General features: G+C 71.1%; 24 protein-coding genes. 15 read left to right on the top strand and 9 right to left on the bottom strand.

The features are described from left to right. Window positions 1–39: 39 nt before the first annotated feature. Both AC0IW9_RS03460 and AC0IW9_RS03455 read left to right on the top strand, forming a co-directional pair. A complete protein-coding gene (locus AC0IW9_RS03460; protein ID WP_471646805.1) occupies window positions 40–1260 on the top strand; it encodes a cupin domain-containing protein in 1221 nt (406 codons plus the stop codon). Next, complete coding sequence (locus tag AC0IW9_RS03455) at window positions 1257–1682, top strand: OmpA family protein (protein WP_471646804.1); 426 nt, start codon at window positions 1257–1259, stop codon at window positions 1680–1682. Before AC0IW9_RS03460 ends, AC0IW9_RS03455 begins: the two co-directional genes overlap by 4 nt. Here the strand turns inward: AC0IW9_RS03455 and queC are convergent. Continuing rightward, a complete protein-coding gene (gene queC / locus AC0IW9_RS03450; protein ID WP_471646803.1) occupies window positions 1679–2380 on the bottom strand; it encodes a 7-cyano-7-deazaguanine synthase QueC in 702 nt (233 codons plus the stop codon). The two genes, AC0IW9_RS03455 and queC, sit on opposite strands and share 4 nt — an antisense overlap. Continuing rightward, complete coding sequence (gene queG, locus AC0IW9_RS03445; protein ID WP_471646802.1) at window positions 2377–3423, bottom strand: tRNA epoxyqueuosine(34) reductase QueG; 1047 nt, start codon at window positions 3421–3423, stop codon at window positions 2377–2379. The genes queC and queG overlap by 4 nt, the downstream gene beginning before the upstream one ends. Before the next feature lie 47 nt (window positions 3424–3470). On the opposite strand from queG, the gene ddpX reads away from it, so the two are divergent. After that, complete coding sequence (gene ddpX, locus AC0IW9_RS03440; protein ID WP_471646801.1) at window positions 3471–4043, top strand: D-alanyl-D-alanine dipeptidase; 573 nt, start codon at window positions 3471–3473, stop codon at window positions 4041–4043. Here the strand turns inward: ddpX and queF are convergent. From queF to queA, 3 genes are read right to left on the bottom strand one after another with little or no spacing between them, the layout of a single operon-like run. Next, window positions 4025–4498, bottom strand: coding sequence for a preQ(1) synthase (gene queF / locus AC0IW9_RS03435; RefSeq protein WP_471646800.1), 474 nt, complete (start codon window positions 4496–4498; stop codon window positions 4025–4027). The two genes, ddpX and queF, sit on opposite strands and share 19 nt — an antisense overlap. Beyond that, complete coding sequence (gene tgt / locus AC0IW9_RS03430; protein ID WP_471646799.1) at window positions 4495–5613, bottom strand: tRNA guanosine(34) transglycosylase Tgt; 1119 nt, start codon at window positions 5611–5613, stop codon at window positions 4495–4497. The genes queF and tgt overlap by 4 nt, the downstream gene beginning before the upstream one ends. Then, a complete protein-coding gene (gene queA, locus AC0IW9_RS03425; RefSeq protein ID WP_471646798.1) occupies window positions 5610–6770 on the bottom strand; it encodes a tRNA preQ1(34) S-adenosylmethionine ribosyltransferase-isomerase QueA in 1161 nt (386 codons plus the stop codon). Before queA ends, tgt begins: the two co-directional genes overlap by 4 nt. Here queA and AC0IW9_RS03420 point away from each other — a divergent pair. The 3 genes from AC0IW9_RS03420 (at window position 6769) to AC0IW9_RS03410 (ending at window position 9130) form a co-directional block, all read left to right on the top strand. Continuing rightward, window positions 6769–7752, top strand: coding sequence for a hypothetical protein (locus AC0IW9_RS03420; protein WP_471646797.1), 984 nt, complete (start codon window positions 6769–6771; stop codon window positions 7750–7752). The two genes, queA and AC0IW9_RS03420, sit on opposite strands and share 2 nt — an antisense overlap. A gap of 62 nt (window positions 7753–7814) precedes the next feature. Further along, on the top strand, window positions 7815–8597 hold the full coding sequence (locus AC0IW9_RS03415) for a class II aldolase/adducin family protein (protein ID WP_471646796.1): 783 nt from the start codon (window positions 7815–7817) through the stop codon (window positions 8595–8597). Window positions 8598–8731: 134 nt separating this feature from the next. Further along, window positions 8732–9130, top strand: coding sequence for a hypothetical protein (locus tag AC0IW9_RS03410; protein WP_471646795.1), 399 nt, complete (start codon window positions 8732–8734; stop codon window positions 9128–9130). A 25-nt stretch (window positions 9131–9155) separates the two neighbouring features. Here AC0IW9_RS03410 and AC0IW9_RS03405 read toward each other — a convergent pair whose 3' ends face one another. The 3 genes from AC0IW9_RS03405 to AC0IW9_RS03395 are packed head-to-tail and all read right to left on the bottom strand — an operon-like array spanning window position 9156 to window position 13293. Beyond that, on the bottom strand, window positions 9156–9515 hold the full coding sequence (locus AC0IW9_RS03405; protein WP_471646794.1) for a DUF427 domain-containing protein: 360 nt from the start codon (window positions 9513–9515) through the stop codon (window positions 9156–9158). Then, window positions 9512–11797, bottom strand: coding sequence for a penicillin acylase family protein (locus AC0IW9_RS03400; protein ID WP_471646793.1), 2286 nt, complete (start codon window positions 11795–11797; stop codon window positions 9512–9514). Before AC0IW9_RS03400 ends, AC0IW9_RS03405 begins: the two co-directional genes overlap by 4 nt. A gap of 5 nt (window positions 11798–11802) precedes the next feature. Then, window positions 11803–13293 (bottom strand): ABC transporter substrate-binding protein, encoded by a 1491-nt coding sequence (locus AC0IW9_RS03395; RefSeq protein WP_471646792.1) that lies wholly within the window; start codon window positions 13291–13293, stop codon window positions 11803–11805. Window positions 13294–13415: 122 nt separating this feature from the next. On the opposite strand from AC0IW9_RS03395, the gene AC0IW9_RS03390 reads away from it, so the two are divergent. From AC0IW9_RS03390 to AC0IW9_RS03365, 6 genes are all read left to right on the top strand, one after another. After that, complete coding sequence (locus tag AC0IW9_RS03390) at window positions 13416–14669, top strand: aminotransferase class III-fold pyridoxal phosphate-dependent enzyme (RefSeq protein WP_471646791.1); 1254 nt, start codon at window positions 13416–13418, stop codon at window positions 14667–14669. A gap of 53 nt (window positions 14670–14722) precedes the next feature. After that, on the top strand, window positions 14723–16279 hold the full coding sequence (locus AC0IW9_RS03385) for an ABC transporter substrate-binding protein (RefSeq protein ID WP_471646790.1): 1557 nt from the start codon (window positions 14723–14725) through the stop codon (window positions 16277–16279). A gap of 106 nt (window positions 16280–16385) precedes the next feature. Continuing rightward, window positions 16386–16772 carry a hypothetical protein gene (locus tag AC0IW9_RS03380; RefSeq protein WP_471646789.1) on the top strand — a complete coding sequence of 129 codons (387 nt, stop codon included), beginning with the start codon at window positions 16386–16388 and terminating at the stop codon, window positions 16770–16772. Between the two features lie 32 nt (window positions 16773–16804). Then, entirely contained in the window at window positions 16805–17257 is a 453-nt protein-coding gene (locus AC0IW9_RS03375; RefSeq protein ID WP_471646788.1) for a hypothetical protein, read from the top strand. A gap of 12 nt (window positions 17258–17269) precedes the next feature. Further along, window positions 17270–18376, top strand: coding sequence for an OpgC family protein (locus AC0IW9_RS03370; protein ID WP_471646787.1), 1107 nt, complete (start codon window positions 17270–17272; stop codon window positions 18374–18376). Window positions 18377–18455: 79 nt separating this feature from the next. Beyond that, window positions 18456–19688, top strand: coding sequence for a mandelate racemase/muconate lactonizing enzyme family protein (locus tag AC0IW9_RS03365; RefSeq protein ID WP_471646786.1), 1233 nt, complete (start codon window positions 18456–18458; stop codon window positions 19686–19688). Between the two features lie 88 nt (window positions 19689–19776). Here the strand turns inward: AC0IW9_RS03365 and AC0IW9_RS03360 are convergent, their stop codons facing one another. Continuing rightward, on the bottom strand, window positions 19777–22347 hold the full coding sequence (locus AC0IW9_RS03360) for an Ig-like domain-containing protein (protein ID WP_471646785.1): 2571 nt from the start codon (window positions 22345–22347) through the stop codon (window positions 19777–19779). Between the two features lie 374 nt (window positions 22348–22721). Between AC0IW9_RS03360 and AC0IW9_RS03355 the strand changes: the two genes are divergently transcribed. The 3 genes from AC0IW9_RS03355 to AC0IW9_RS03345 are packed head-to-tail and all read left to right on the top strand — an operon-like array spanning window position 22722 to window position 25532. Continuing rightward, a complete protein-coding gene (locus AC0IW9_RS03355) occupies window positions 22722–23687 on the top strand; it encodes a Bug family tripartite tricarboxylate transporter substrate binding protein (protein WP_471646784.1) in 966 nt (321 codons plus the stop codon). Next, the gene (locus AC0IW9_RS03350) at window positions 23684–24658 is read left to right on the top strand and encodes an NAD(P)-dependent oxidoreductase (RefSeq protein ID WP_471646783.1); all 975 of its coding nucleotides are present in this window, start codon (window positions 23684–23686) and stop codon (window positions 24656–24658) included. The genes AC0IW9_RS03355 and AC0IW9_RS03350 overlap by 4 nt, the downstream gene beginning before the upstream one ends. Window positions 24659–24680: 22 nt before the next feature. After that, window positions 24681–25532 carry an isocitrate lyase/PEP mutase family protein gene (locus AC0IW9_RS03345; protein WP_471646782.1) on the top strand — a complete coding sequence of 284 codons (852 nt, stop codon included), beginning with the start codon at window positions 24681–24683 and terminating at the stop codon, window positions 25530–25532. Window positions 25533–25539: the final 7 nt, after the last annotated feature.

Here is a 25539-nt window from a genome sequence, read left to right as displayed (position 1 = left end):
GTCCCCTTGCGGCACGGCATCTGCTACATGGGGCAGGCCATGACCCTGACCCTCGCCGACCTGCTCGCCCCCGTCACGCCCGAGCAATTCTTCGCCGAATACCACGACCGCAAGCCGCTGCATGTCCGCGGGGGGCTGGCGAAATTCGCCCAGGTGCTGTCCTGGCGCCAGATCAACCGGCTGCTCGACATGACGCATATCTGGTCCGGCCATTCGCTGCAGCTGGTCATGGATGGCACGCCCGTCCCGCCCGAGCAGTATTGCGGCCGCGCCACCAGCCGCGACAATGCCCAGGTGCTGCAGCCCGAGGCCGCCAAGGTGCGGGACTGGGTCAGGCGCGGCGCCTCCGTCGTCATGAACGACGTCGACAGCCTCACCCCCGGCCTCGCCGCCGTCTCCGCTGCGCTGGAGGACGCCGGGCTCGGGAAGGCCCAAGGCAACGTCTATATCTCCTGGAAGAGCCACAAGGCCTTCCCCGCCCATTACGACACGCATGAGGTCTGGGCGGTGCAGGTGGAGGGCGAGAAGACCTGGAACCTCTGGGAAGGCCGCGCCGACTGGCCGATCGCCCATCCGGTCTTCCGCAGCCAGTCCCAGGCGCAGCACGAACAGGCCAAGGGCCGCATCCGGGAACGGGTGCTGATGCTGCCCGGCGACCTGCTGTATCTGCCGCGCGGCTGGTATCACGATGCCCTGGCCGAGGCACCGGCCTCCGTCCATATCGCCTATGGCGTCCATGCGCCGCTCGGGATGGACCTGCTGAACATCCTGCTGGAGCGGGCGCTGTATGACACCGAATTCCGCAAGCCGCTGCCACGTCAGGACGGCAGCGCCGCCGCCCGATTCGCCCTCACCAGCCGGGCCGGCGCGCTCGGCCAAAGGCTTGCCGAACTCTGCCGGGAGCCGAAGGTGATGGAGGTGCTGGAGCGCTTCGTGGCGGACTACCGCTTCTCCCGTGGCGGCAACGACCTGCTGGCCGCGCGCGGCATCGCCCCGGCCGCCGGGGCGGCGACCGATGCCGAGGCACCCAGCTGGAAGGTGCTGGCCGTGGGCACCAGGCCGGTGCGGCGCGGTGCCGATTGGCTGCTGAAGACCGGCCAGGGAACCATGCCCCTGCAGGGGGCGGAGGTCGAGGCGGCCGGCTGGGTCCTGGCTCGGCCCGAGGTGGCGGAGGCCGAGCTGCGCGCCGCCCATCCGGGCATCGATGCTGCGGCCCTGCTGGGGCGGCTGCGCGACGCCGGCCTGCTGGTGGCGGCGTGATCCACCTCCTGCTGGCGGTCCCGCTCGCCCTGATGGTGCTGCCCGGCCGCGCCACCGCCCAGGTGCGGCCCTTCACCTGCGTCGGCGCCGAGCAATTGGAGGATGACGTCTTCGCCATCCCCTTCGCCCGCGGGGCCGCCGCCCCGAGCGATGCCGCCCGCGCCAACCTGGCCGCGGTGGTCGAGCGGGCGAAGCAGGCCCCGGACCGGATGCTTTGCGTCCTCGGCCATGCCGGCCCGCAGGAGGGTGGCGCCCAGGCCGGCATCGCGCTGGCCGCCAAGCGGGCCGGGGCGGTGGCGACGGCGCTGGCGCAGCAGGGGGTGGAACGCGACCGGATCCGCGCCGAGGCCCGCCGCGCCGCCTTCGCCCGCGGCGTGGTCCCGGCCGAGCGCAGCGTGACGGTCGTGCTGCTGCCGCCCTAAGGCTTGGCGGCCTCCCAGGCCTCCCAGCCGCGGCGACGCAACTCGCAGGCGGGGCAGTTGCCGCAGCCATAGCCCCAGGGGTGCCGCTGGCTGCGGTCGCCGAGGTAGCAGCTATGGGTATCCTCCAGCACCGCTTCCACCAGCGCGGTGCCGCCCAGCGCCTCGGCCAGCGCCCAGGTCGCCGCCTTGTCCCGCCACATCAGCGGCGTATGGATGACGAAGCGGCGCTCCATGCCGAGGTTCAGCGCCACCTGCAGCGCCTTCATCGTATCGTCGCGGCAATCGGGGTAGCCGGAGTAGTCCGTCTCGCAGACCCCCGTCACCAGGTGCCGGTGCCCGCGCCGATAGGCCAGCGCCGCGGCGAAGCTCATGAAGATCAGGTTCCGCCCTGGCACGAAGCTGGTGGGCAGGCCATGCGCGCCCATCTCGATCGCGGTATCCCGGGTGAGGGCGGTATCGGAGACCGCCCGCAGCGCCTCCAGCGGCAGGCTGTGGTCTTCCGCCAGCTTCGCCGCCCAGGCGGGGAAGGCGGCCGCGATCCGGTCGCGGAAGACCGCGCGGCATTCCAGCTCCACCTTGTGCCGCTGGCCGTAGTCGAAGCCCAGCGTCTCCACCCGGTCGAAGCGGTCCAGCGCCCAGGCGAGGCAGGTGGCGGAATCCTGGCCGCCGCTGAACAGGACCAATGCGCTCTCGCTCATGCCGCCTCCAATCGTCCGGCCGCCCAGCGGGCGGCTTCCGCCACCACCGGGTCGGCATCCTCCGCCAGGGCCTGGGCCGTGGCCCGCAGCGCCGGGGAGGCCGAATTGCCGATCGCCACCAGCACGTTGCGCACGAAGCGGTCGCGGCCGATGCGCTTGACCGGGCTGGCGGTGAACAACGCCCGGAAGCCCGCATCGTCCAGCATCGCCAGCTCCGCCAGCCGCGGCGCCGTCAGGCTGGCGCGCGGGGCGAAGGCGGGCTCGCTGTGCGCCGCGGCGAATTTGTTCCAGGGGCAGACCGCGAGGCAATCGTCGCAGCCATAGATGCGGTTGCCCATGGCCACCCGGTGCTCCTCCGGGATCGGCCCGCGGTGCTCGATGGTCAAATAGCTGATGCAGCGTCGCGCATCCAGCCGGTAGGGGGCCGGGAAGGCCGCGGTCGGGCAGCTGTCGAGGCAGGCGCGGCAGCGGCCGCAATGGTCGGTCTCGGGCAGGGCGGGCGGCAGCGCCAGGGTGGTGTAGATCTCGCCCAGGAACAGCCAGGAGCCGAATTCGCGGCTGACCAGGTTGGTGTGCTTGCCCTGCCAGCCGAGGCCCGCCTGCTGCGCCAGCGGCTTCTCCAGCACCGGCGCGGTATCGACGAAGACCTTGAGCTCGCCGCCCTGCTGCGCGATCAGCCAGCGGGCGAGCGCCTTCAGCCGCGACTTCACCAGCTCATGGTAGTCCCGGTTGCGGGCATAGACGCTGATGCTGCCGCGCTCCCGCTGCGCCAGCACGGCCAGCGGGTCCTCCTCCGGCCCGTAGTTCAGCCCGAGCGAGATCACGCTCACCGCCTCCGGCCAGAGCGCCTTCGGCTGCGCCCGCTGTGCCGCGCGGTCCGCCAGCCAGCCCATCTCCCCCTGCATCCCGGCGGCGAGGAAGGCATCCAGCCGTGCCCGGGCCTCGGGCGGCAGCCGCGCCTCGGTGAAGCCGATGCTGCTGAAGCCGAGGCGGAGCGCCTCGGCCCGGATGCTGGCGATGATGTCCACGGGGGCTTCTACCATTCTTGCCGGCGGATGCGGACCCGTCCGATCCGCGCTAGACCCGTGCCATGCTCCTGCCCGTGACCGGGGACCATGGCGTCCTGCTCGATCTCCGCTACGCGACGGCCGACAACCTCACCGGCCGGCCGATCTATCACCGGCCGGTGGCGCTGCTGCGGCCGGCGGCGCATGCGGCGCTGCTGCTGGCGGTGGCCCGGGCGCGGGCGCTCGGGCTGGTGCTGATCATATTCGACGCCTTCCGCCCGCTCGACGCGCAATGGGCGCTGTGGCGGGCGCTGCCCGACCCGGTCTTCGTCGCCGACCCGCGCGACGGCTCGGGGATGCATCCGCGTGGCGTGGCGGTGGACCTGACCCTGGCCGACGCCGCCAGCGGCGCAGCGCTCGACATGGGCACCGGCTTCGACAGCATGCTGCCGCAATCGGCGCAGACGGCGCTGGATCTGCCGGCCGAGGCGATCCGGCATCGGGCGCTGCTGCTCGGCATCATGGCGGCCAGCGGCTGGGCCCATATCGAGTCCGAGTGGTGGCATTACGAGCTGCCCGGCCAGGACCAGGTCCCGCAACTCTGGGCCGCGGATGCGCCCGAAGGACCGATGGACCCTCAGCCGCGCCCGCGGTAGGGCGGCACGCCCTGCTCCGGCACCCAGACACCCTCGGGTGCCGCACCGGATTGCCAGAAGACGTCGATGGGAATGCCGCCGCGCGGGTACCAGTAGCCACCGATCCGCAGCCAGACCGGCGAGAGCTCCTCCACCAGCCGCCGGGCGATCGCCACGGTGCAGGCCTCGTGGAAGGCGCCATGGTTGCGGAAGGCGCCGAGGTAGAGCTTCAGCGACTTGCTCTCCACCAGCCAATCCGCCGGCACGTAGTCGATCACCAGATGGGCGAAATCCGGCTGCCCCGTCATGGGGCAGAGGCTGGTGAATTCCGGCGCGGTGAAGCGCACGCAGTATCGGTAGCCCGGATGCGGGTTCGGCACCCGCTCCAGCCGTGCCGCCTCCGGGCTGGCCGGCAGGCTGGCGCCATGCCCGAGCAGGGTGAGGCCGCTGGTATCGGTCGTCGCTTCGCCGGTCATTCCGTCGCCTCCGGTGCCCAGGCCGCCTGCAGGGCCGCCGCATGCGCCGCGAAGCGCCCGGCCAATATGGCCTCCCGAACCCCGCGCATCAGGTCCTGATAATATTGAATATTGTGCCAGGTCAGCAGCATCGGCCCGAGCATCTCCTCCGCCTTCAGCAGGTGATGCACATAGGCCCGGGAATGCCGGGCGCAGGCCGGGCAGCCGCAAGCGGGATCGATCGGCCCGCCGTCGTCGGCATGCCGGGCATTGCGCATGTTCAGCACGCCCCGGCTGGTATAGGCGCGGCCGGTGCGGCCGGATCGCGTCGGGATGACGCAGTCGAACATGTCGATCCCCCGCGCGACGGCGCCGACCAGGTCGGCCGGCGTACCCACCCCCATCAGGTAGCGCGGCGCCTCCCGCGGCAGCAGCGGCGTGGTCACGTCGAGCGTGGCGAACATCGCCGCCTGGCCCTCGCCGACCGCGAGCCCGCCCACCGCATAGCCCTCGAAGCCCACCGCGGTCAGCGCCGCGACGCTCTCGGCCCGAAGCGCGGCGAAGGTGCTGCCCTGGACGATGCCGAAGAGCCCATGCCCCTCCCGCGGGACGAAGGCTTCGCGGGACCGCGCCGCCCAGCGCATGGACAGCCGCATCGAGGTCGCCGCCTGCTCCTCCGTCGCCGGGAAGGGCGTGCATTCGTCGAAGCACATGGTCACATCGGCGCCCAGCAGGTGCTGGATCTCTATGCTGCGTTCCGGCGTCAGCCGGTGCTTGCTGCCATCGAGATGGCTGCGGAAGGTGACGCCATCGGCATCCATGGTCCGCAGCTCGGACAGGCTCATCACCTGGTAGCCGCCACTGTCGGTCAGGATCGGCCCCTGCCAGTCCATGAACCGGTGCAGCCCGCCGAGCCGGGCGATGCGCTCCGCCCCCGGCCGCAGCATCAGGTGGTAGGTATTGCCCAGTACCATGCGCGCCCGGGTCGCCCGCACCGCATCGGCGGTCATCGCCTTGACGGTGCCGGCGGTGCCGACCGGCATGAAGACCGGCGTCGGCACCTCGCCATGGGCGGTATGCAGCACCCCGGCGCGGGCGGCGCCATCCTCGGCCGAACGGGTCCAGTGCAGGGTCACGCCATATCCTCGCGGTGCAGCAGACTGCCGTCACCATAGCTGTAGAAGCGGTAGCCGGCGGCGATGGCGTGTTCATAGGCCGCGCGCATCCGCGCCGTGCCGGCGAAGGCCGAGACCAGCATGAACAGCGTGCTGCGCGGCAGGTGGAAATTGGTCAGCAGCAGGTCGGCGCTGCGGAAGCGATGCCCCGGCAGCAGGAAGATATCGGTCAGCCCGCGGAAGGGGGCCACTACGCCATCCGCCCCGACCGCCGCTTCCAGCAGCCGCAGCGCGGTGGTGCCGAGCGCCACAACCCGCCCGCCGGCCGCCCGCGCCGCGGCGATGGCGGCGGCCGCCTCCGCCGTCACCTCGCCCCATTCCGGGTGCAGCTTGTGGCTGCGCGGGTCTTCCGCCCGCATCGGGAGGAAGGTTCCGGCGCCGACATGCAGCGTGACGGTCGCCCGGCCCACGCCGCGCGCTTCGAGCGCCGCGACCAAGTCCGGGGTGAAATGCAGGCTGGCGGTCGGGGCCGCCACCGCGCCGGGCCGGGCGGCGAAGACCGCCTGGTAATCCGCCTTGTCTTCGGGCCGTGGCCCATCCGGACGGGCGATATAGGGGGGCAGCGGGATCTCCCCCGCCTGCTCCAGCGCCTCGGCCAGTCGCGTCGGGTCGGGCCCGAAGTCCAGCCGCACCGTGCCGCCTTCCAGCCGCTCCAGCACCCGGGCGGAAAGCCCGGCGCCCTCGATCGCCACGTCGTCGCCCGGCCGCAGCCGCCGGGCATTGCGCACCAGGGCTTCCCAGATCCCGCCGCCCTCGTTGCGGTTCAGCATGATCTCGACCGCGGCCTCGCCCCGGCGGCCGCGCAGCCGGGCCGGTATCACCTTGGTATCGTTCACCACCAGGATGTCGCCGGGCCGCAGCAACCCCGGCAGGTCGCGCATGACCCGGTCCTCGGGCGCCGTGCCGCCGACCACCAGCAGCCGCGCCGCGTCGCGCGGCCGGGCCGGGGCCTGGGCGATCAGCGCCTCGGGCAGGGCGAAGTCGAAGTCATCGGTGCGGAGCGGCGGGGGAGGGGACACGCGGGGGCCGGTAGCGCGGCAGCGGCCATAAGGCAACAGCGGGGCCGAACCGGTATCGTCACTGGTCCGGCCGGGCGGCGGGGCATAGGCTTCCCGCATGCGCGCACTTCTCCTCCTGCTGCTTCTCGCCCTGCCCGCCACGGCCGGCGCCCAGCCCTTCCGCTTCGTCGCCTTCGGCGACATGCCCTATTGCAACGGCCGGGACGAGGCGGCCTGCGCCGGCGAACTCGCGCGGGTCGAGGCGCTGACCGGCACGATCAATGCCGCATCGCCCGCCTTCAGCATCTTCCTCGGCGATACCAAGGGCGGCGCCGAGGCCTGCACCGATGCCATCATCATCGACCGCACCGCCGCCTGGATGAGCCGCCTCGCCGCGCCCCTGGTCTATACGCCGGGCGACAACGAATGGACGGATTGCTGGCAATCCCGCGCCGGTGGCTGGGACCCGCTGGACCGGCTCCGCCTGCTGCGCGGGCACTTCTTCGCCCAGCCGCGCAGCCTGGGCCAGGCGACCATGCCGCTGATCCGCCAGGCCGATGCCGACCCGGCCCATCGGCTCTATGTCGAGAATGCCCGCTGGGACCGCGGCGGCGTCACCTTCCTCACGGTGCATGTCCCCGGCTCCGACAACAACCGGCCGCTCGACCGCGACCCGGCGCTGCCGCCCGGCGCCGCGGCGGAATACCCGGCACGGGATGCCGCCAACCGTGCCTGGATCGAGGCCGGCTTCGCCGCCGCCACCGCCTCCGGCAGCCGGGCCGTCGTCGTCGCCCTGCAATCGGACATGTACTACCGGGACCGCTGCGGCCGCGGCCTCTTCGAGGGCCATCTGGTCACCCGCACCGCCCTGGCCCAGGCCGCCCGTGCCTTCGGCAAGCCGGTGCTGCTGCTGAACGGCGACAGCCATTTCTGGCTGCAGGACCACCCGGCCCCCGAGGCCCCCAACCTGATGCGCGTCATGGTCCCCGGCGACGGTGATACCCGCGCCGTGGTCGTCACCGTCGACCCCGCCGCCGCCGAGCCCTTCGGCTTCGCCCTCATCGGTCCGGACGACCGCGCGGCGCAGCCGGGCTGCGGTTAAATCCTTGCCCCTGCCGGGGATCGGCCTAGCATCCTCGCCACGCAAATCCGTGGAGCCACCTCATGCCGTTGGAATCGCTTGCCCCCCAGGACCTGGCCCTTGCCGACGAACGCTGGCAGGCCCGGGTCGATCTCGCCGCCGCGCATCGCCTGGCGGTGATGCACGGCTTCCATGAGGGCATCTTCAACCACCTGACGCTGCGCGTGCCCGGCGCCAACGACCGCTACTACCAGATCCCCTTCGGCACCCATTGGTCCGAGGTGACGGCGAGCTGCTTCATGGAAGTCGGCTACGACGGCACCCTGCTGGCCGGCGAGGGCGAGATCGAGCGTTCCGCCTATTGCATCCACGCGCCGATGCACAAGGCGCTCCCCACCGCCGCCGCGGTCTTCCACACCCACATGCCCTTCACCAGCGCCCTGTCGCGCCTCGAGGACCCGTCCATCCTGCCGATCGGCCAGACCGAGCTCGGCACCATGATGAACACCGCCTATGACCTGACCTATACCGGCCTCGCCTTCGAGCCCTCCGAGGGCGAGCGCCTGGCCGGCGTCATCGGCGACAAGACCATTCTCATCATGGCCAACCACGGCGTCGCCACCGTCGGCCGCACCGTCGCCGAGGCCTATGACCGGCTCTATTACATCGAGCGCGTGGCCCAGGTGCAGCTCTATGCCATGTGGACCGGCAAGCCGCTGCGCCACCTGCCGCAGGAGGTCATCGACGGCACCATCGCCAGCTTCAAGGCCTCCGGCCAGAAGTACGGCGGCCGGTCCAATGCGGACTGGCACTTCGCCGCGCTGAAGCGGATCCTCGACCGCAAGGAGCCCGACTACAAGGAGTAGCCCCCATACTGGCTGCCGCATGGCGGCCGTATGGACAAGACTAAACCTGCCTCACATCGATATGCGTCCCGAACGGGCCGCCGGAGCGCAATATCTCCGGCGGCGGCATCCCGCCGCAGATGAGGCAGACGACCATGCCGACAGCATCCGTCGGACATCCCTATCTCGATATCTTCAGCGCCAGCCTGGTGCCCCTCATGCCGCAAGGGCCCGGCCATACCCAGGACCCGCCGAGCCCCAGCCTGCTTCCCTTGCCGGCCGGCTCGGAGGAAGCCCGGCACCTGCTGGAACTGCTGCTCGGCGCCGATCATGCCCTGCGCGACGACCATGCCCGGGTGGCGGCCATCAACCTCGCCCTGGCCGAGACGCAGCTCCGGCTGCTGATCACCCACGAAGGCCTGACGCCGGCGCGGGAGACCGTGCTCTCGGGCCTGCATCTGGCGCAGGAGGAAGTGGCGGCAGGCCAGCCACGCCGGGCCATGGCGGCCCTGGGCAGCGCCGTCCGCGCCGCCCAGGCCGAGCGTCCCGCCTGAGGCCAGGGCTGAGGCCGGGCCGGCCTCAGCCGAGCTCGATCGCGTCCACTCGGTCCGGGTAGAAGGCGAGGTAGCCCTCGATCCCGGCCATGGCGGGGAAGGGGGCCTCGTAGCTCCAGACCGCATTCTCGGCCCGCTTCCCGCCGGCGGCGATGCTGTAGTAGCTCGCATCGCCCTTGTAGGGGCAATGGGTGCTGCGTGCGGTCTTCTTCAGCAGTGCCATGTTGGCATCGGCGCGGGGGATGTACTGCACCAGCGGGTAGCTCGCTTCCCGCAGGGTCACCGCCCGCGTCGTCTCGGCGACGACCTGGCCGCCGAGCAGGACCCGGACCTGCTGCGGCGTGGGCGTGATGCTGATGGGATGGTCGGGGCCTGGCAGCTTCATGCGGGCTCTCCTGGATCGAGGGTCTGGGTCGCGGTCGCCTCCTCGGCGATCAGCGCCCAGGAATAGCGCATCGGCGCCATCCGGCAGCCGGACCAGAGGCCGTTCTGATCGGCGTAATGCGGGCTGCCGGGCCGGCCCGAGACGCCGTGGAACACCGCCCAGAGGCTGTTGTCCCAATCCCCGACGTCGAAGGCATAGCGCGCCAGCGCGCCATAGGTGGCCGCCGGCCCGGCTGAGGGCAAGAGCCCGATGGCCTGCACCGTATCGCCATCCCCCGGCACCGGCAGCGAAGCCGGGTCCAGCCCGGCCCCGGGGAAGAGTGCCGAGAGCGGATGGCTGAACCGCGGCTGATGCACCCGGCCCCAGAGCTGCCGCGGCCCCGCGGCGCGGTCCAGCGCCTCGCCCAGGGCCTCGTCCCAGCTCCAGCCGCCCAGCAGCGCGGCGTCGTCGTTCCGCAACAGGGTCGGCAGGCACCACCAGAGCTGGTTCTGCGGCACGATCCCCGGCGCGACCGAGAGGTAGGGGTGCCCCGCCAGCGCCGCCAGCCCGCTCCGCTCGGCGAGCACCGCGGTCAGCGCCCGGCGCAGCGCGTTGTAGCCCTCGGCCGCCGTGCTGCCCTCCGCCATCTGCCCGTCCCAGGCGAGCAGCATGTCCCGCAGCGCCGCTGCCGGCCCCGCCGGCTCGGGCAGCGCCGCCAGCCTGTCCCGTAGCAGCGCCGCATGCGGGGAAAGCACGTCGGCATGGATCACCGCCGCCCCGGCCGCGGTGCCGGAAGCCCCGAGTTCGATCAGCGCGGCGATGCGCTGCGCCCGGTAGGGCGGATGGCAATCGGTGCAGAGGTAGTCCGGATGATCATCCGCCACGACCCGGTTGTTGGCGGTGACGATGACGCCGCCCGGCGGGTCGATCACCCGCGGCATGGCCTCGAAGGGGATCCAGCCTTCCCATTCGTGTTCCCCGGTCCAGCCCGGTACCGGCAGCCAGCCATTGGCCCGCGGCCGCCGCGGCATGGTCGCCCGCACGAGCTGGCCGATATGCCCGGCGGTATCCGCCGCGACCAGGTTGTGGTCGATCAGCCCCCAGCCGCGCGTCGCCTCGTACAGTTCCTGGACCGATCCGGCGCGGAGCAGCCGCGGCAGGCAGTCGAAGGAGAAATCCGTTTCCGCCGTCTGCACGGTGCGCAGCGTCAGTGCGGTACCCCTGGCCGGATCGCCGGCGATGACGGCGCCATGATGCGTCTCGATCACCGCGATCCGCCGCGGCGCCTCGCCGCGCACCGCGATCTCCTCCTCCCGCCGCGTCGTCGGATGCCAGGCGCCACGGAAGCGGTAGTGCGCCGCCCCGGCGTCGAAGCGCTCCACAAACAGGTCGAAGAGATCCATGAAGGCATGGGTGACGCACCAGGCGACCTTGCCGTTATGGGCGAAATGCGGAAAGGCCGGCACGCCGGGCACGGTCAGGCCGATGGCATCGAAGGCGTCGCAGGCGATGTGGTGCTGCGCATACATGTTGGGGATCTCGAAGACCCGGTGCGGGTCGCCCGCCAGGACCGGCCGGCCGGTATCGCTGCGCCCCGGCCCCAGCACCCAGTTGTTGCTGCCACCGCCCGCCGCATCGGGCGCCGCCGCTTCCAGCAGCGCCGCGACGCTCGGCGCCAGCTCGGCCAGCGTCGCCTCCCAGCGCTTCGCCTCGACGCCGGGCGGGATGATCAGCGCATCGAGGCCGCCGTCGTCGTAGCGCAGCTTGCCAACCTGCTCGGCGCCCACCACCGGCAGCGCCGCCGCCCGCCACAGCTTGAACCAGACCGAGCCCATCAGCAGCCCGAGGCGGCGCATCACCGCGATGCTCTGCCAGCCCTCCCAGCGCTCCGGCACCGCGTCCAGCAGCGCGTATTCCACCGGCAGCGGCGTGGCGCTGACGATCAGCGCATTCACCCCCGCCGCATAGCGGTCGAGCATCGCCCGCGTCTCCGGTGCCGCGGCCTCGTAGTCGCGGCGCGAGGCCCGCTCGACGCCGAGCCGGCGGGAGAGCGCATCCTGCTCGAAGGCGGCGGCGCCGAGGAATTCGGCCGCCCGCCCGGTCGCCCGCCGCCGGGTCAGGTCCATCTGGAAGAGCCGGTCCTGCGCATGGACGAAGCCCAGGGCGAACCAGGCATCCTGCGCGGTTTCGGCGCGGAGATGCGGCACCCCCTGGGCATCCCGCTGCACCGTCACCGGCGCCGCCAGCCCCGGCACGGTGAGAGTCCCATCCAATTCCGGCAGATGCGCCGCGAGATCGATCATAACCCTCACTCCACCCTGATGCCCTGCGGCCGGATCAAGCCATCCGGCACCAGGGCAAGCCCCCGCAGCTTCGCCGCCGTGCCAAAGAACCACACGGGGTGCCACAGATAGATATACGGCCGGTCCGCCAGCAGCAGCCGCATGGCCTCCGCATAGGCCGCCTGCCGCGCCGCCGGCGCCACCTGGGAGCGGCCCGCCCGCAGCGCCGCATCCACCGCCGGGCTGCAGTACTTGCCGCCGTTCAGTGCCTCGCCGCAGGCATTGAAGCCCCAGAGGTTCTGGTCGATGTCGGTTCGCCCGGACCAGGCGATGATCAGGCTCTCGAATTCCCCCGCCGTCCATTGCCGCAGCAGGGTCGCCACCTCGATCACCTGCAGCTGGAGGTCGATCCCGGCCTCCGCCGCCATGGCCTGGATGACCTCGGCCGCCTGGACGTATTCGGTGGTATTGGGCACCGACATCCGCACCCGCGGCCGGCCGCCGATCGCTTGCACCAAGGTTTTGGCCCGCGCCAGGTCCCGGCCCGGTGACGGCAGCGCCGCGACATGCTGCGGATGCCCGGGCGGTACCGACTGGTTGCCCGGCAGGTAGAGACCCTCGAAGGCCACCCGGTTCAGCACGTCGCGGTCGATCGCCAACTCCAGCGCCTCCCGCAGCCGCGGATCGCGGCCGATCGGGCTTTCCGCCGCCGGGCCATTGGCCATGTTCACCGCGACATAGACGCTGGCGAGGCTCGCCACCTGCCGCACCGCCACCCGCCGGTCCCGCCGCAGCTCGTCGACGTCGCTCGGCAGCACCCGCTCGATGATGTCGAGCTGCCCGGCGCGGAGGTTGGCCGCCCGCACGGTGGTATCCGAAATCGGTCGGAAGACCACCCGGTCGACATGGATGCGCGCCGCGTCCCAGTAGCCGTCGAAGCGCTCCAGCTCGATCCGGTCCTGCGCCACCCGCCGGACGAAGCGGAACGGCCCGGCGCAGGCCGGCGCCCGGGCGAATTCCGCCCCCGTCACCGCCGCCCGGCGCGGCGAGACGATCATCCCCGCCCGGTCCGACAGCGCCGCCAGCAAGGGCGCGAAGGGCTCGCTGAGCGCGATCCGCACCGTCAGCGGCCCGGTCGCCACCACCTCCCGCACCGGCCCCAGCTCGCCGCGGCGGGTCGAGCCCGGGGTCCTCAGGTGCCGCTCCAGCGAGGCGACCACCGCCGCCGCATCCATCTCCGCGCCGTCGTGGAAGCGCACGCCGGGGCGCAGCTCCAGCACCAGCGCCAGCCCATCGGCCTCCCAGCGCCAGGCGGTGGCGAGCTGCGGCACGATGGCCAACTTCTCATCGATGTCGAGCAGCTTGTCGCAGAGACTCGCAAAAACCTGCCGCCCGGCGACGCTGCGCGACAGGGTCGGGTCCAGCACGTCGGGATCGCTGGCGATGCCGATCCGCAGCACCGTCTCCGCCGAGGCCGGCGCGGCGAGCAGCATCAGGGCAAGCAGCAGGCGGCGCATGGCGATCCCCCCTCGGGCAGGGGTGCAGCCTCGCGGCATCGCGGGCGGGCGGCAAGGGGGGGGCGGCTCCCCCGCCCGGCGGAACTGCGCCATCATGCGGCATCCTCCGGAGAGCATCGACCATGGACCAGCTGCCCAACTCGCGGGATGCCGCGCTCCGCCGCCGCGCCGGCGCCGTCATCCCCGGCGGCCTCTGGGGCCATCTCGACGCCGGCCGGCTGCCCGCCGGCTATCCGCAATACTACCAGCGCGCCGAGGGCTGCCGGCTGACCGATGTCGACGGCCATACCGTCATCGACTTCATGTGCAGCTGGGGCCCCATCGTGCTCGGCCACCAAAACCCCGCAGTGGAGCAAGCCGCCGCCCGCCAGGCGGCGCAGGGCGATGCCATGAACGGCCCGGCCGCGGTGCTGGTCGAGCTGGCCGAGACCATGGTGGCGCAGATCCCCGCCGCCGACTGGTGCCTCTTCGAGAAGAACGGGACGGATGCCACCACCGCCTGCGTCACCATCGCCCGGGCCGGCACCGGCCGGCGCAAGATCCTCGCCGCCCGCGGCAGCTACCACGGCGCCGCCCCCTGGTGCTCGCCCTCGCTGGTCGGCGTCACCGCCGAGGACCGCGCCCATGTGCTGCACTACGACTACAACGACATCGCCTCGCTGGAGAATGCGGTGGATCAGGCGGACGGGGACCTCGCCGGCATCCTGGTCGCCGCCTTTCGCCACGACCTCGGCCGCGACCAGGAGATGCCCGACCTCGCCTTCGCCCGCCGCCTCCGGGAGCTGGCCGACCAGACCGGCGCGGCGTTGATCCTCGACGACGTCCGGGCCGGCAACCGCCTCGACCTCGGCGGCTCCTGGGAGCCGCTCGGCATCCGGCCGGACCTTTCGGCCTGGAGCAAGGCGATCGCCAATGGCCATGCCCTCTCGGCGGTCACCGGCGCCGAGCGCTTCCGCGCGGCGGCGGCCAGCATCTTCACCACGGGGTCTTTCTGGTGCGCCGCCGTGCCCATGGCCGCCGCCCTGGCGACGCTGACGGAACTTCGCCGCCTCGATGGCCCGGCTCATATGCAGGCGATGGGGGAACGGCTGCGGGCCGGCTTCGCCGCCGGCGCCGCCCGGCATGGCCTGACCATCCGCCAGTCCGGCCCGGCGCAGATGCCGCTGATGCTCTTCGAGGGCGATGCCGATTTCACCCGGGGCAATGCCTTCTGCGCCGCGGCGCTGCGGGCCGGCGCCTATTTCCACCCCAAGCACAACATGTTCCTGAGCTGCGCCCATACCGCCGCCGACATCGACCTGGCCTTGCAGGCGGCGGAGGCCGGCTTCGCCGCGGCCGCGGCCTCGGCTGACGCCGCGGCGGCGGCCATCGGGTGACGCCGCCGCACGAGCATGCCTAAGCTCCCCCCGGTCCACCGGGGAGAGAAGCCATGCCGCCGACAACGAGGCGCACCATCCTGCTGGCCGGGGCCCTGGCGGCACCGGCGCTGAGCCGCAGCGCCAAGGCGGCGACGGTGCTGAACGCGGTGCTGGAATCGGAGGCGGTGATCCTCGATCCTTATTTCACCACCGCCGCCATCACCCGCAGCTTCGGCTACCACGTCTTCGATACGCTGTTCGCCATGGACAGCGCCGGCGCCATCCGGCCGCAGATGGTCGATACCTTCACCGCCGCCGAGGATGGCCTGGTCTGGCGCTTCACCCTGCGCGATGGTCTGCGCTTCCACGATGGCGCCGCCGTCACCGCCCGCGACTGCGCCCTCTCGCTGCAGCGCTGGGCGCCGCGCGATGCCATGGGCCGGCTGCTGCTCGCCGCCGGGGCGCAATTCGAGGCCGCCGATGCGCGGACCCTGGTGCTGCGCCTGCGCGAACAATTCCCGCTGGTGCTCGAGGTTCTCGGCAAGCCCAATGCCCCGGTGCCCTTCATCCTGCCGGAGCGCTTGGCCCGCACCCCCGGCGAGACCCGCATCACCGAGATCGTCGGCAGCGGCCCCTTTACCTTCCGCGCCGATCTCTGGCGCCCCGGCAACAGCATGGTGCTGGAGAAATTCGCCGGCTATGTCCCGCGCCCCGAGCCGGCGGATTTCCTCGCCGGCGGCAAGGTGGTGAAGATCGACCAGCTCAGCCTGCGCGTCATGCCCGACCAGGCGACGGCCTCCACCGCGCTGATGGCCGGCGAGGTCGACTACCAGCAATACGTCCCCTTCGACCTGCTGCCGCGGCTGGAACGCGCGCGCGGCATCACCCTGATGGGCCTCGGCGGGCTGCACATGTTCCAGGGCAATTTCCGCCTGAACCACATGGCGCCACCCTTCGACGACCCGAAGATCCGCCAGGTGCTCTGGCACCTCGTGGACCAGCCGGCCGTCATGCAGGCCATCGGCGTGCCGTCCCGCTATGCCGTGGATCGCTGCGGCAGCTTCTGGATGTGCGACAGCCCCTATGAAAGCACGGCGGGCGCCGCGGCCTTCGACTTCTCCATCGAGAAGGCCAAGGCTGCCCTGGCGGCGACCAGCTATGCCGGCCAGCCGGTGGTGATGCTGGAGGTGCAGGGCAGCATCAGCCAGACGGCATCGATGCTGCTGGCGCAGAACCTGAAGCAGGCCGGCTTCACCGTGGACCAGCAGGTGATGGACTGGGGCACCGTGCTCGCCCGCCGCGCCCGCAAGGAAGGCTGGGGCATCTTCTCGGTCTATGCCAATGGCATCGACATGATCTCGCCGCTGACGCATTTCTACGTCGCCAGCAGCTGCGCGGATTACCCGGGCTGGAGCTGCGACCAGCGCATCCCGCCGCTGCTCGCCGCCTTCGCCCGCGCCCCGGACCTCGCCGCGCGAAAGCGGCTGGCCGACGAAATCCAGGCCATCGCCTATAACCTGACCCCGGCGGTGAGCTGGGGCCAGTTCACCATCCCCGCCGCCTATCGCAGCGGCCTGAAGGGGCTGGTGCAATCGAGCTTCCCGATGTTCTGGAACGTCGAGAAGTAGCCGCACCACTGCGCCGACCGAGGCGGGATCATCGATGCGGCGCCGCGTAACCATGCGGCGGATGCCGGCGAAACATCCCGCAGACCCCCTCGGTTGGAGACATCCCATGCTGCAGACCCGCTTCCTCGCCGCCGCCCTCGCGCTCTCGGCCTTCGCCGGCATGCCGCTGGCCAAGGCCCAGACCGCGGCCCCTTCCGCCCTGCAGGGCGCGCCGATGCAGCCCGGCCAGCGCATGCAGCTCGGTCCCATCGCCGGGGAGCGCGTCCTGCGGATGGTGATGATCAACGACAATGCGTCCGTCACCCTGGTCTATGACATGGCGCCGGGGCTGCCGCAGTCGCAGCGCGTCCTGCGGCTCGAGAATGTCAACGGCATGCTCGAGGTCGTCTACGACACCGCCGCGCCCACCGCCCGCGTCGGCAACGACGGCGCCGTGCCGCGGCTGACCGTCGGCACCGGCGGCATGATCGAAGTCCAGTACGACAAGCGCTGACGCCGGCGCGGCAGCTGGAAGGACCATCCGTCATGAACAGGGACACGGTGCAGCGGCTGGTCGTCTGGGCCGCCGCGATCTGGATCGCCTACGAGTTCCTTTGGTACGAGCAGTACAAGCTCACCGGCAACCAGGGCTCCATCGACGGCGTCTTCCAGCCGCTGGCCAACTGGTTCGGCATCCCGGCGCATGAGAAGCCGATCCGCCTGACCGTCGCCATCCTGGAGATCATCGCCGCCATCCTCGTTCTCATCCCCCGCAGCCGCATTTTCGGCGCGGCCCTGGCGTTGGGGCTGATGAGCGGGGCGATCTTCTTCCATACCATCGGCCCGATCGGGATCGATCCCTACGGCGACGGTGGGGGATTGTTCAAGGAAGCCTGCTTCACCTGGGTCATGGCGGCACTGGTGCTGGTTCTCCGACGCGAGGAGGTGCTGGCCCTGCTGGCCCGCGTCGGGGTGCTGCCCCGCCCGCACGCCGTGTAAGGAAGATCGTTCATGCTGCTGCAACGCCCGCCTCGGGACACCCGGCTCGACCTGCTCCGCGGCTGGCTGCAGCTGCAGATCTTCGCGTCCCATGCGCATGGCTCCTTCATCGGCGCCTGGCTGATCTCCGCTGCCTGGGGCTTGTCCGACAGTTCGGAGCAGTTCCTGTTTCTCTCGGGCTTCGCGCTCGGCTCCGTCTTCGTCCTGAAGGAACACCGCTTCGGCTTCCGGGCCGCGCTGCGCGACCTGCTGCCCCGCATCGCCCGGCTGCAGATGACGCATCTCATTGTCTTCTGCGGCTTCGGCGCCATGGTCATCGCCACCGAGATGGCGCTGCGTACGCCGGGGCAGGCCAATGCCATGGGCTGGGGCTGGCTGCTGACCGCGCCCTGGCTCGCCCTGCCCGGTGCCGCGACCTTGCTGTATCAGCCGGAATACATGGGCATCCTGCCGGTCTTCATCTGGTGCATGCTGATCCTGCCGGTGCTGATCCGCGGCATGGACCGCTTCGGCGCCTGGGCCCTGCTGCCCTTCGCGCTGCTCTATGCCGCCGTCCAGCTTTGGGGCTGGCACCTGCCCGGGCTCGGCGGGACGGAGGTGGAGTTCAACCCGCTCGCCTGGCAGATCCTCTTCGTCCTCGGCGCCTGGTTCGGCCGCCGCGCCCTGCTGCAGGGCCGCGCCATCCGCCGCCATCCGGGCCTGCTGCTGCTGGCCTTCGCCACCTTGGCCATCGGCCTCTGGGTGCGGCTGGTGGAACACGGGCTGATCGGCGGTCCGGCGCTCGACCTCCAGGCCATCATGGGCAAGCAGGATCTCGCGCTGCCCCGCGTGCTGCATTCGCTGGCCCTGGCCTATGTCGTGGTCGCCCTGGTGCCGCCGCGGGCGCTGGCGCTGCAGGGCCGGCTGCTGCCCGCCCTGGCGGCCACCGGGCGCAACAGCCTCAACGTCTTCTGCGTCGGGCTGTTCTTCTCCTATGCCGTCGTCTCGCTCTTCCGGGCCTTTCCCGCCGCCGCGCCCTGGCTGGACCTGCCGCTGATCGCGGGTGGCGCCCTCGGCCTCATGGGCCTCGCGGCCATGGCGGAGCGCTGGCGGCCGAAGCCGGTGCAGGCGACGCGCTGACGCGCGACGGGGTGGCAAGACCCGGCGTCTCGCGTATGGCAGATGGGCGAACCAATGCCAGCCGTGCGGAGCCGCGCCCATGTCCCGGATCACCTGCCTCAGGACCATCCGCATCGCCGAACGCCCCAACCTCATCTGGGTCGAGCTGGAGACCGATGAGGGCCTGACCGGCCTCGGCGAATCCTTCCGCGGCGCCGAGGCGGTGGAGGCGGTGCTGCACGAGCAGGTCGCCCCCTGGCTGGTCGGCCGCGACAGCCGGCGGATCGAGGCGGTCTCCCGCCACCTGATGACCCCCTACCTCGGCTTCCAGAGCACCGGCGCCGAGGTGCGGGCCGCCAGCGCCATCGACCTCGCCCTCTGGGACCTCGCCGGGCAGCGCCACGGCATCCCGGTGCATGAGGCGCTCGGCGGCGCCATGCGGAGCGAGATCCGCACCTACAACACCTGCGCCGGCTATGCCTACAACAGCGGCACCGCCCGCGGTGCCGCCGCCGCCGGCCGCCGCGACATCGGCGCCGGGGACAAGCCCATCGGTCCCTACGACGATCAGGTCGCCTTCATGCGCGACGCCGGGGCGCTGGCCGAGAGCCTGCTGGCGGAAGGCTTCACCGCCATGAAGATCTGGCCGCTCGACGTGCAGGCCACGGCCTCCGGCGGCCAGATGATCACCCTGGCGGAGCTGAAGGCCGGGCTCGAGCCCTTCCGCCGCATCCGCGCCGCGGTCGGCGAACGGATCGAGGTGATGGCCGAACTCCACAGCCTCTGGTCGGCCGAGGCCGCCGCCCGGATCTGCCACGCGCTGGAGGACCTCGGCATCTTCTGGGTCGAGGACCCGATCGCCAAGATGGGCGACTTCAAGGCCCTTGCCGACCTCCGCCGCCGCAGCCGGGTGCCGATCTGCGGCAGCGAGACGCTCGGCGGCGCCGTCAGCTTCCGCCAGATGCTGGAAGCCGAGGCCGTCGATTTCGTCATGCTCGACCTCGCTTGGTGCGGCGGGCTGACCGAGGGCCGCAAGATCGCCGCGCTCGCCGAGGCCTTCGCCAAGCCGCTGGCCCCGCATGACTGCACCGGGCCGGTGACCCTGATGGCCGGGCTCCAGCTCGCCATCCATGCCCCGACCGCCATCTTCCAAGAGGTGGTGCGGGCGACGCTGGCCACCTGGTACCGCGACCTGGTCAACGAGCTGCCGCTGATCGTGAATGGCATGGCCCAGGCGCCGACCCGCCCGGGGCTCGGCACCGCGCTGCTGCCGGATGTGCGGCGGCGGGACGATGCCAGGGTGCGGGAATACGGCACGCCGAAGGCGGTTTGAGGCGGGGAGGCAACCATGCCTCGCCGCCACGGGCCGCCCACCGGTGCCGCGCTCGGGTCCCTGTCGCGGCCGGTCCTGGCTGCCGCCGCTATGGCAGGACCGCCCACTCGCTGCCGAAGACCGTCGTCTGCTGCGCGCCATAGGTGAAGATGAACTCGTCCGTGACGGAGAGGAGGCCGTCGCCGACCGTCAGGAGCAGGCTGATGGCGCCATCGCCGGCCGCATCCGCCGCGACCGAAAGCACCCGCTTCGCGGCATCGAAGGTCAGCCAGCCGGGCAGGGCGCCCGCACCGGCGGCCGTCAGGGCATAATCGAGCTTCTGGCCGGCATCCTGGTCGGTAAAGTGGTTCTCTCCGAGCTGCAGGCCGATCTTGCCCAGCCCGAGCTGGATCGACAGGTTGGCGATCGGGCTGGCCTCCCGCGGGGCATGGTCCACCAGGAAGGTGACCAGGGCCTTGTCGCTGCTGCCGAAGTCATCCGTCACCTTGATGGTGGCGCTGTCGCGCCCGACGAAACCGGTTGGCGCGGCATAGCTGAAGGAACCATCCGCGGCGACGGTCAGTGCCCCCCCCGCCTTCGTCGTGATGGGGGCATTCAGCAGCGTCGGAGCCACCGCCAGGCCCGTCCCGGCAGCCGTGTCATTCGCCAGCAGGCCGGCCTGGCCATTTTTGCTGATAGTCGTCCCGGGCAGCACGACATAGACATCCTCGACCGCATCCAACGCCGGCCTGACCCGCACCGTGAGAGGTTTCATCGTGGCCTCGCCACCCAACCCATCGCTGGCCCCGAGCAGGATCGTGGCGCTGGTCTCACCAGCGTTGTAGTCGAGGCTGGCGCCCGCCTTCAAGGCCAGCTTGCCGTCCCGCACCTCGAACCGCGCCGCGAGCGAGTCGCCGCCGATGACGGACAGGGTATAGCCGGGGCTCGTGGTAACGGCGCCCAAGGCGCTTCCCACGGCGTCGTCGTCCACGACCATGTCGCCCGCTATGGATTTCAGACCAAGGCCGTGTACGACCGTGTCGAGGACGGTGCTCGTGCCCCATTGGTCCGTGGCGGTGATGGTGACGCCGACATCATCCGCGTCCACCAGCCGGTGTCCCGGCATGAGCGCCAGGTGATACCCGTTGTCCCAGACCACCTGGAAATCGACCGCGGCCGAATTATCGGTCACGTTGAAATGCACGGCGTCGCCATCGGCATCGTCGACGTTCAGTAGCCCGACTTCGGCACCGTTCGTACGGGTGGTGAAAAGCCGGTCCGTGAGCGTGACGGTGGGGGCGTGATTGGTGAAGACGTTGAAGAAGACGCTGGCATCCCCGGTCATCCCGATCGCGTCGCGCATGGCATAGGTGAAGCTGTCGGTACCGACGAAGCCTTCGGCCGGCACGTAATTCGCGTAGCCTTCCATGCTGATCGTGATGGTGCCGCCGGCTTCCGTGGTGAAGGTCCCGATGCTGCCGGGCGCGATCCGCACGCTGGCCTCCTGCAGCTGCTCGTTGGCGAGCAGGAAGGTGCCGCTGCTGAAATTCGCATTGGGGACGCGGCCGCCGAATTCGCTCTGGGCGGACCAGGGCTCGACCACGTTGCCCAGGTCCACCGCCACGGCGAGGTTGCGGACAAGCCCGTCCTGATCGCTGACGCGCAGCCACAGCGGATAGGAATGCAGGCTCGTGACATTCTCGTAGTCGGGCATCACGGCGCCCTCGACCAGATAGAGCGCATTCCCCTGGACCCTGAAGGACGGGTCGAGGCTGCTGATGCTATGGGTATCGCCGGCATCGGGATCCGCCACCGTGAGCGTGCCGAGGTAGATCAGGCCGGGCGTATTCTCCGGGCTGGGGGCGCCGGAGAGGGTGACGCCGGTCGGCGCGAAATTGTCGGGCAGGATGAAGTCGCTCGCCGACAGCTTCTCGAGTGCGACGGTCGGCAGGCGCAGGAGCTGCCGCTGCCCCTCCCAATTGGTGCCGAAGTCGAGATGGGTGCCGCCACCCACGCGGACCTGCGCATGCGCCAGCACATCGGCGAAGCTATGGAGGTCGAGATCCACCAGCTTGATCTTGTCGATGCCCGAGGAGAAATCGACGATGGTATCGATGCCGCCGCCGCCGGTGAAGACGAAGGTATCGCGGCCGGCACCGCCGATCAGCCTGTCGGTGCCCTCGCCGCCGTCGAGGAGATCCGCCCCATCCCCGCCCTCAAGACGGTCGTCGCCGCCACCGCCGGACAGCGTGTCGTCACCGGCCTGGCCCCGGAGCGTGTCGTTGAGGTCGAAGCCGGTTATCGAATCCCCGAGCTCCGAGCCGGAGATCAGGTCATTGCCCGCGAGGATGGCCGAGAGCAGGCCTCGGCTGTCATCGGCGGCGGCATAGGCGAAGACCTCGGTCAGGGGCAGGGAAAATTCGCTCAGCTCCGCCAGGAGTGCGCCATTCTGGTAGCTGGCCCAACCGGTGACTTGCCCCCCGGTTGCCCTGCCCGCCTCGTCGACGGTGAAGCCGGTGCCGGTGAGAATCGTCCGCCCGGTCATTCCGAGGTCTGGCCAGACGAAATCGAGGACGATGCGCGTCCCGGACAATGAATAGCCCTCGGCGTTCAGCCATTCGCCGATGTCGAGATCACCGAAGACAAGTGCCAGGTCACGATTACCCACCAGCTTTGCCATATCCACATCCCTTCGGGGCTAGGCCGCCGCACATCGCGTAAATCGTAATATTGCAAATTCATAATCAACCAACAATGTTCAAAAATGTATCATTTCCGCGACGTTTTTCGAATTATGGTCGGGTTGGAGGATGCGCCGCGGCCTGACGAGGCTGTCGCCGGGAGTGATTCCGGACCATGACCTCGGAGGTCCGGCACCTTCGTCGGCCGCACAGGCCATCAGCCGGGGCTGGCTGGATGCCCCGGGGTCACGGAAACGTCCCAGCGGCTGGGGATGTCTGCGGGCGGAAAGATGCTAGGCTTTCCGCATGCGAGAAGCCGCGCCGCCGGCCCATGCCGCCCAGGCGGATGCCGTTTGATCCGGGAGAGATATCCATGCACCGCCGCACCATCCTCGCCGCCTCCGGCCTGCTCGCCGCGCCCGGCATCCTGCATGCCCAGGAGATCACCCAGACCATCCGCCTGGTCGTCCCCAATGCCCCCGGCGGCACCAGCGACATCCTCGCGCGCCTCATCGCCGCGCCGCTGGCCAAGGCGCTTGGGCAATCCGTGGTGGTCGAGAACCGCACCGGCGCCGGCGGCAACATCGGCGCCGACTACGTCGCCAAAAGCCGGCCCGACGGCAGCACCATGTTGCTGCTCGATGTCTCGGTGCTGGCGACCAATCCGGCGCTGTTCCCGAAGCTGCCCTTCGATACCCAGCGCGACCTGGCGCCGGTCAGCATGCTGATCTACGCGCCCTATATCCTGGCGGTCAGCAATGCCCTGCCGGTGCAGGATGCCGCCGGCCTGGTCGCCTATGCCAAGGCCAATCCGGGCAAGCTCAACGCCGCCAATTCCGGCACCGGCACGCTGAGCCATATCGTCGCCCTCTCGCTCGCCAATGCCTGGGGCACGGAGATGACCTCGGTGCCCTATCGCGGCGGCGCCCCGGCGCTGCTGGCCCTGGTCTCCGGCGAGGCCGGGCTGACCATGGCCGGCGCCACCCAGTCCCAGGCCTATGTCGTGAACGGCCAGATGCGCGGCATCGCCGTCTCCGGCACGCATCGCCTGCCGGCCGTGCCCAACCTGCCGACCTTCGCCGAGCTCGGCTGGCCCGAGCCCGATGCCGGCACCTGGCAGGGGCTGCTGGTCCAGGGCGCGACGCCCCCGGCGCTGGTCGCCCGGATCGAGCGCGAGCTGCAGGCGGTGCTGGCCGAGCCCGCGGTGAAGGCCCGCATCGCCGAGCTCGGCGGCGAGGTCCGCACCGAGGGCGCGGCGGCCTTCCGCGACCGGCTGGCGCAGCAGACCGAATCCTACGGCCGCATCATCCGCACCAACAACATCCAGGTCGACCAGTGACGCGGCTGCATGTGCAGGTGAACCCGGCCTCCATGCTGGCCGGGGAGATCACGGAGGACCGGGTGCGGGCAGGGGCCGCCGCCTTCGGCGATGGCCTCGCCCTCAGCTTCGGCACCAGCCCGGCCGCGCTGGAAGCGGCCCTGGCCGAGGCGGAGGTGCTGCTGCTGACCGGCAAGGCGCCGCTCGAGGAGCTCGGCCGCCGCGCCCCGCATCTTCGCTGGCTGAGCTATACCAGCGCCGGGGTGGAATGGCTGATCGACACGCAATTCCCGCCGCAGCTCCGGCTCACCAATGCCAGCGGCACGCATGAGCCCAAGGCGGCGGAATTCACCCTCACCGCCGTGCTGATGCTGAACAACTTCATGCCGCAGCTGCTGACGGCGGCACGGGAGAAGCGCTGGGCGCCGCGTTCCGGCGGCACCGTCGCCGGCAAGACCGCGCTGGTCCTCGGCATGGGCGCGCTGGGCGGCGCTGCGGCGACCGTGCTGCGGCAGCAGGGGATGCGCGTCATCGGCAATAGCCACGGCGGCCGGCCGCATCCCGCCGTCGCGGTGATGACGCAAGGCGAGGGCTTCCGCGCGCATCTGCCCGAGGCCGATGTCCTCGTCATCGCCCTGCCGCTGACGGCCGCCACCCGCGACCTCATCGGCCGCGCCGAGCTGGACCTGCTGCCGCGCCACGCCGGGGTGGTGAACATCGGCCGCGGCGAGATCCTCGACCATGCCGCGCTGGCCGCGAAGCTGCGCGACGGCAGCCTGGGCGGCGCCGTGCTGGATGCCCTGCCGCAGGAACCGCTGCCGCCGGACTCGCCGCTCTGGGACACGCCCAACCTCGTCATCACCCCGCATTGCGGGCTGTACGACCCGACCGCCTATGGCCCGCGCTGCCTCGACGGCTTCTTCGCCAACCTCCGCCGCTTCCAGGCGGGCGAACCCCTGCTGCATCAGGTCTTCCCCGACCGCGGCTACTGACCCTCGACAAAGGATACCCACCATGACCCCGCCCGACCGCATGCGCGCCCTGCTCGCCCAACCCGGCTTCGTCACCATGCCCGCCGTCTGGGACGGGCTCAGCGCCAAGCTCACCGCCGCCGCCGGTTTCCAGTCCGCCTTCCTCTCCGGCTCCTGCTGCGCCGCCAGCCGGCTCTGCGGCCCCGACCTCGACCTCATCTCCTTCGGCGAGATGTTCGACAGCTTCACCATGGTCCATCGCGCCGCACCGGATCTGCTGGTGCTGGCCGATGGCGACCACGGCTACGGCAATGCGATGAACGTGCAGCGCACCGTCCGCGCCTATGGCCAGGCCGGTGCCGCCGCCATCCTGATCGAGGACAAGATCACCCCCCGCGCGCTCACCGCCGCCGGCAAGCCCTGCCTGCCGCGCGAGGAGGCGCGAATGAAGCTGCGCGCCGCGGTGCAGGCCGCAAGGGACAGCGGCATCCTCATCCTCGCCCGCACCGATTGCCGCCCGACCCAGGGCATCGACGAGGCGGTGGCGCGGATCGAGATGTTCGCCGCCGAGGGCGCCGACATCCTCTTCCTCGACAGCCCCGCGGATGACGAGGAGATCCGCCGCGCCGTCGCCGCGGCCGGCGGCAAGCCCTCCTTCGCGGTGCTGACGCCGACGCCGGTGACGCCCTCCCGCAGCCAGGCGGAAGCCCTCGGCCTGAAGATCGGCACCTATCCGACCGGCATGCTCTCCCCCGCCATCGCCGGCATCCAGGCCGGGCTGAAGGCGCTGCTGGCCGGCGAGGCCGCGGCCCCCTCCGCGCTGCCGCCGGCGGAACTGCGCGCGACGCTGGGCTATGGCGACTACGACGTGGCGGCCAAGCCCTTCATCGGCTGAGGCCCCA

The organism is Belnapia sp. AC561 (assembly GCF_979252845.1).
The sequence above is the reverse complement of the archived record's forward strand: the minus strand, read 5'-3'. Positions and strand labels throughout refer to the sequence as shown.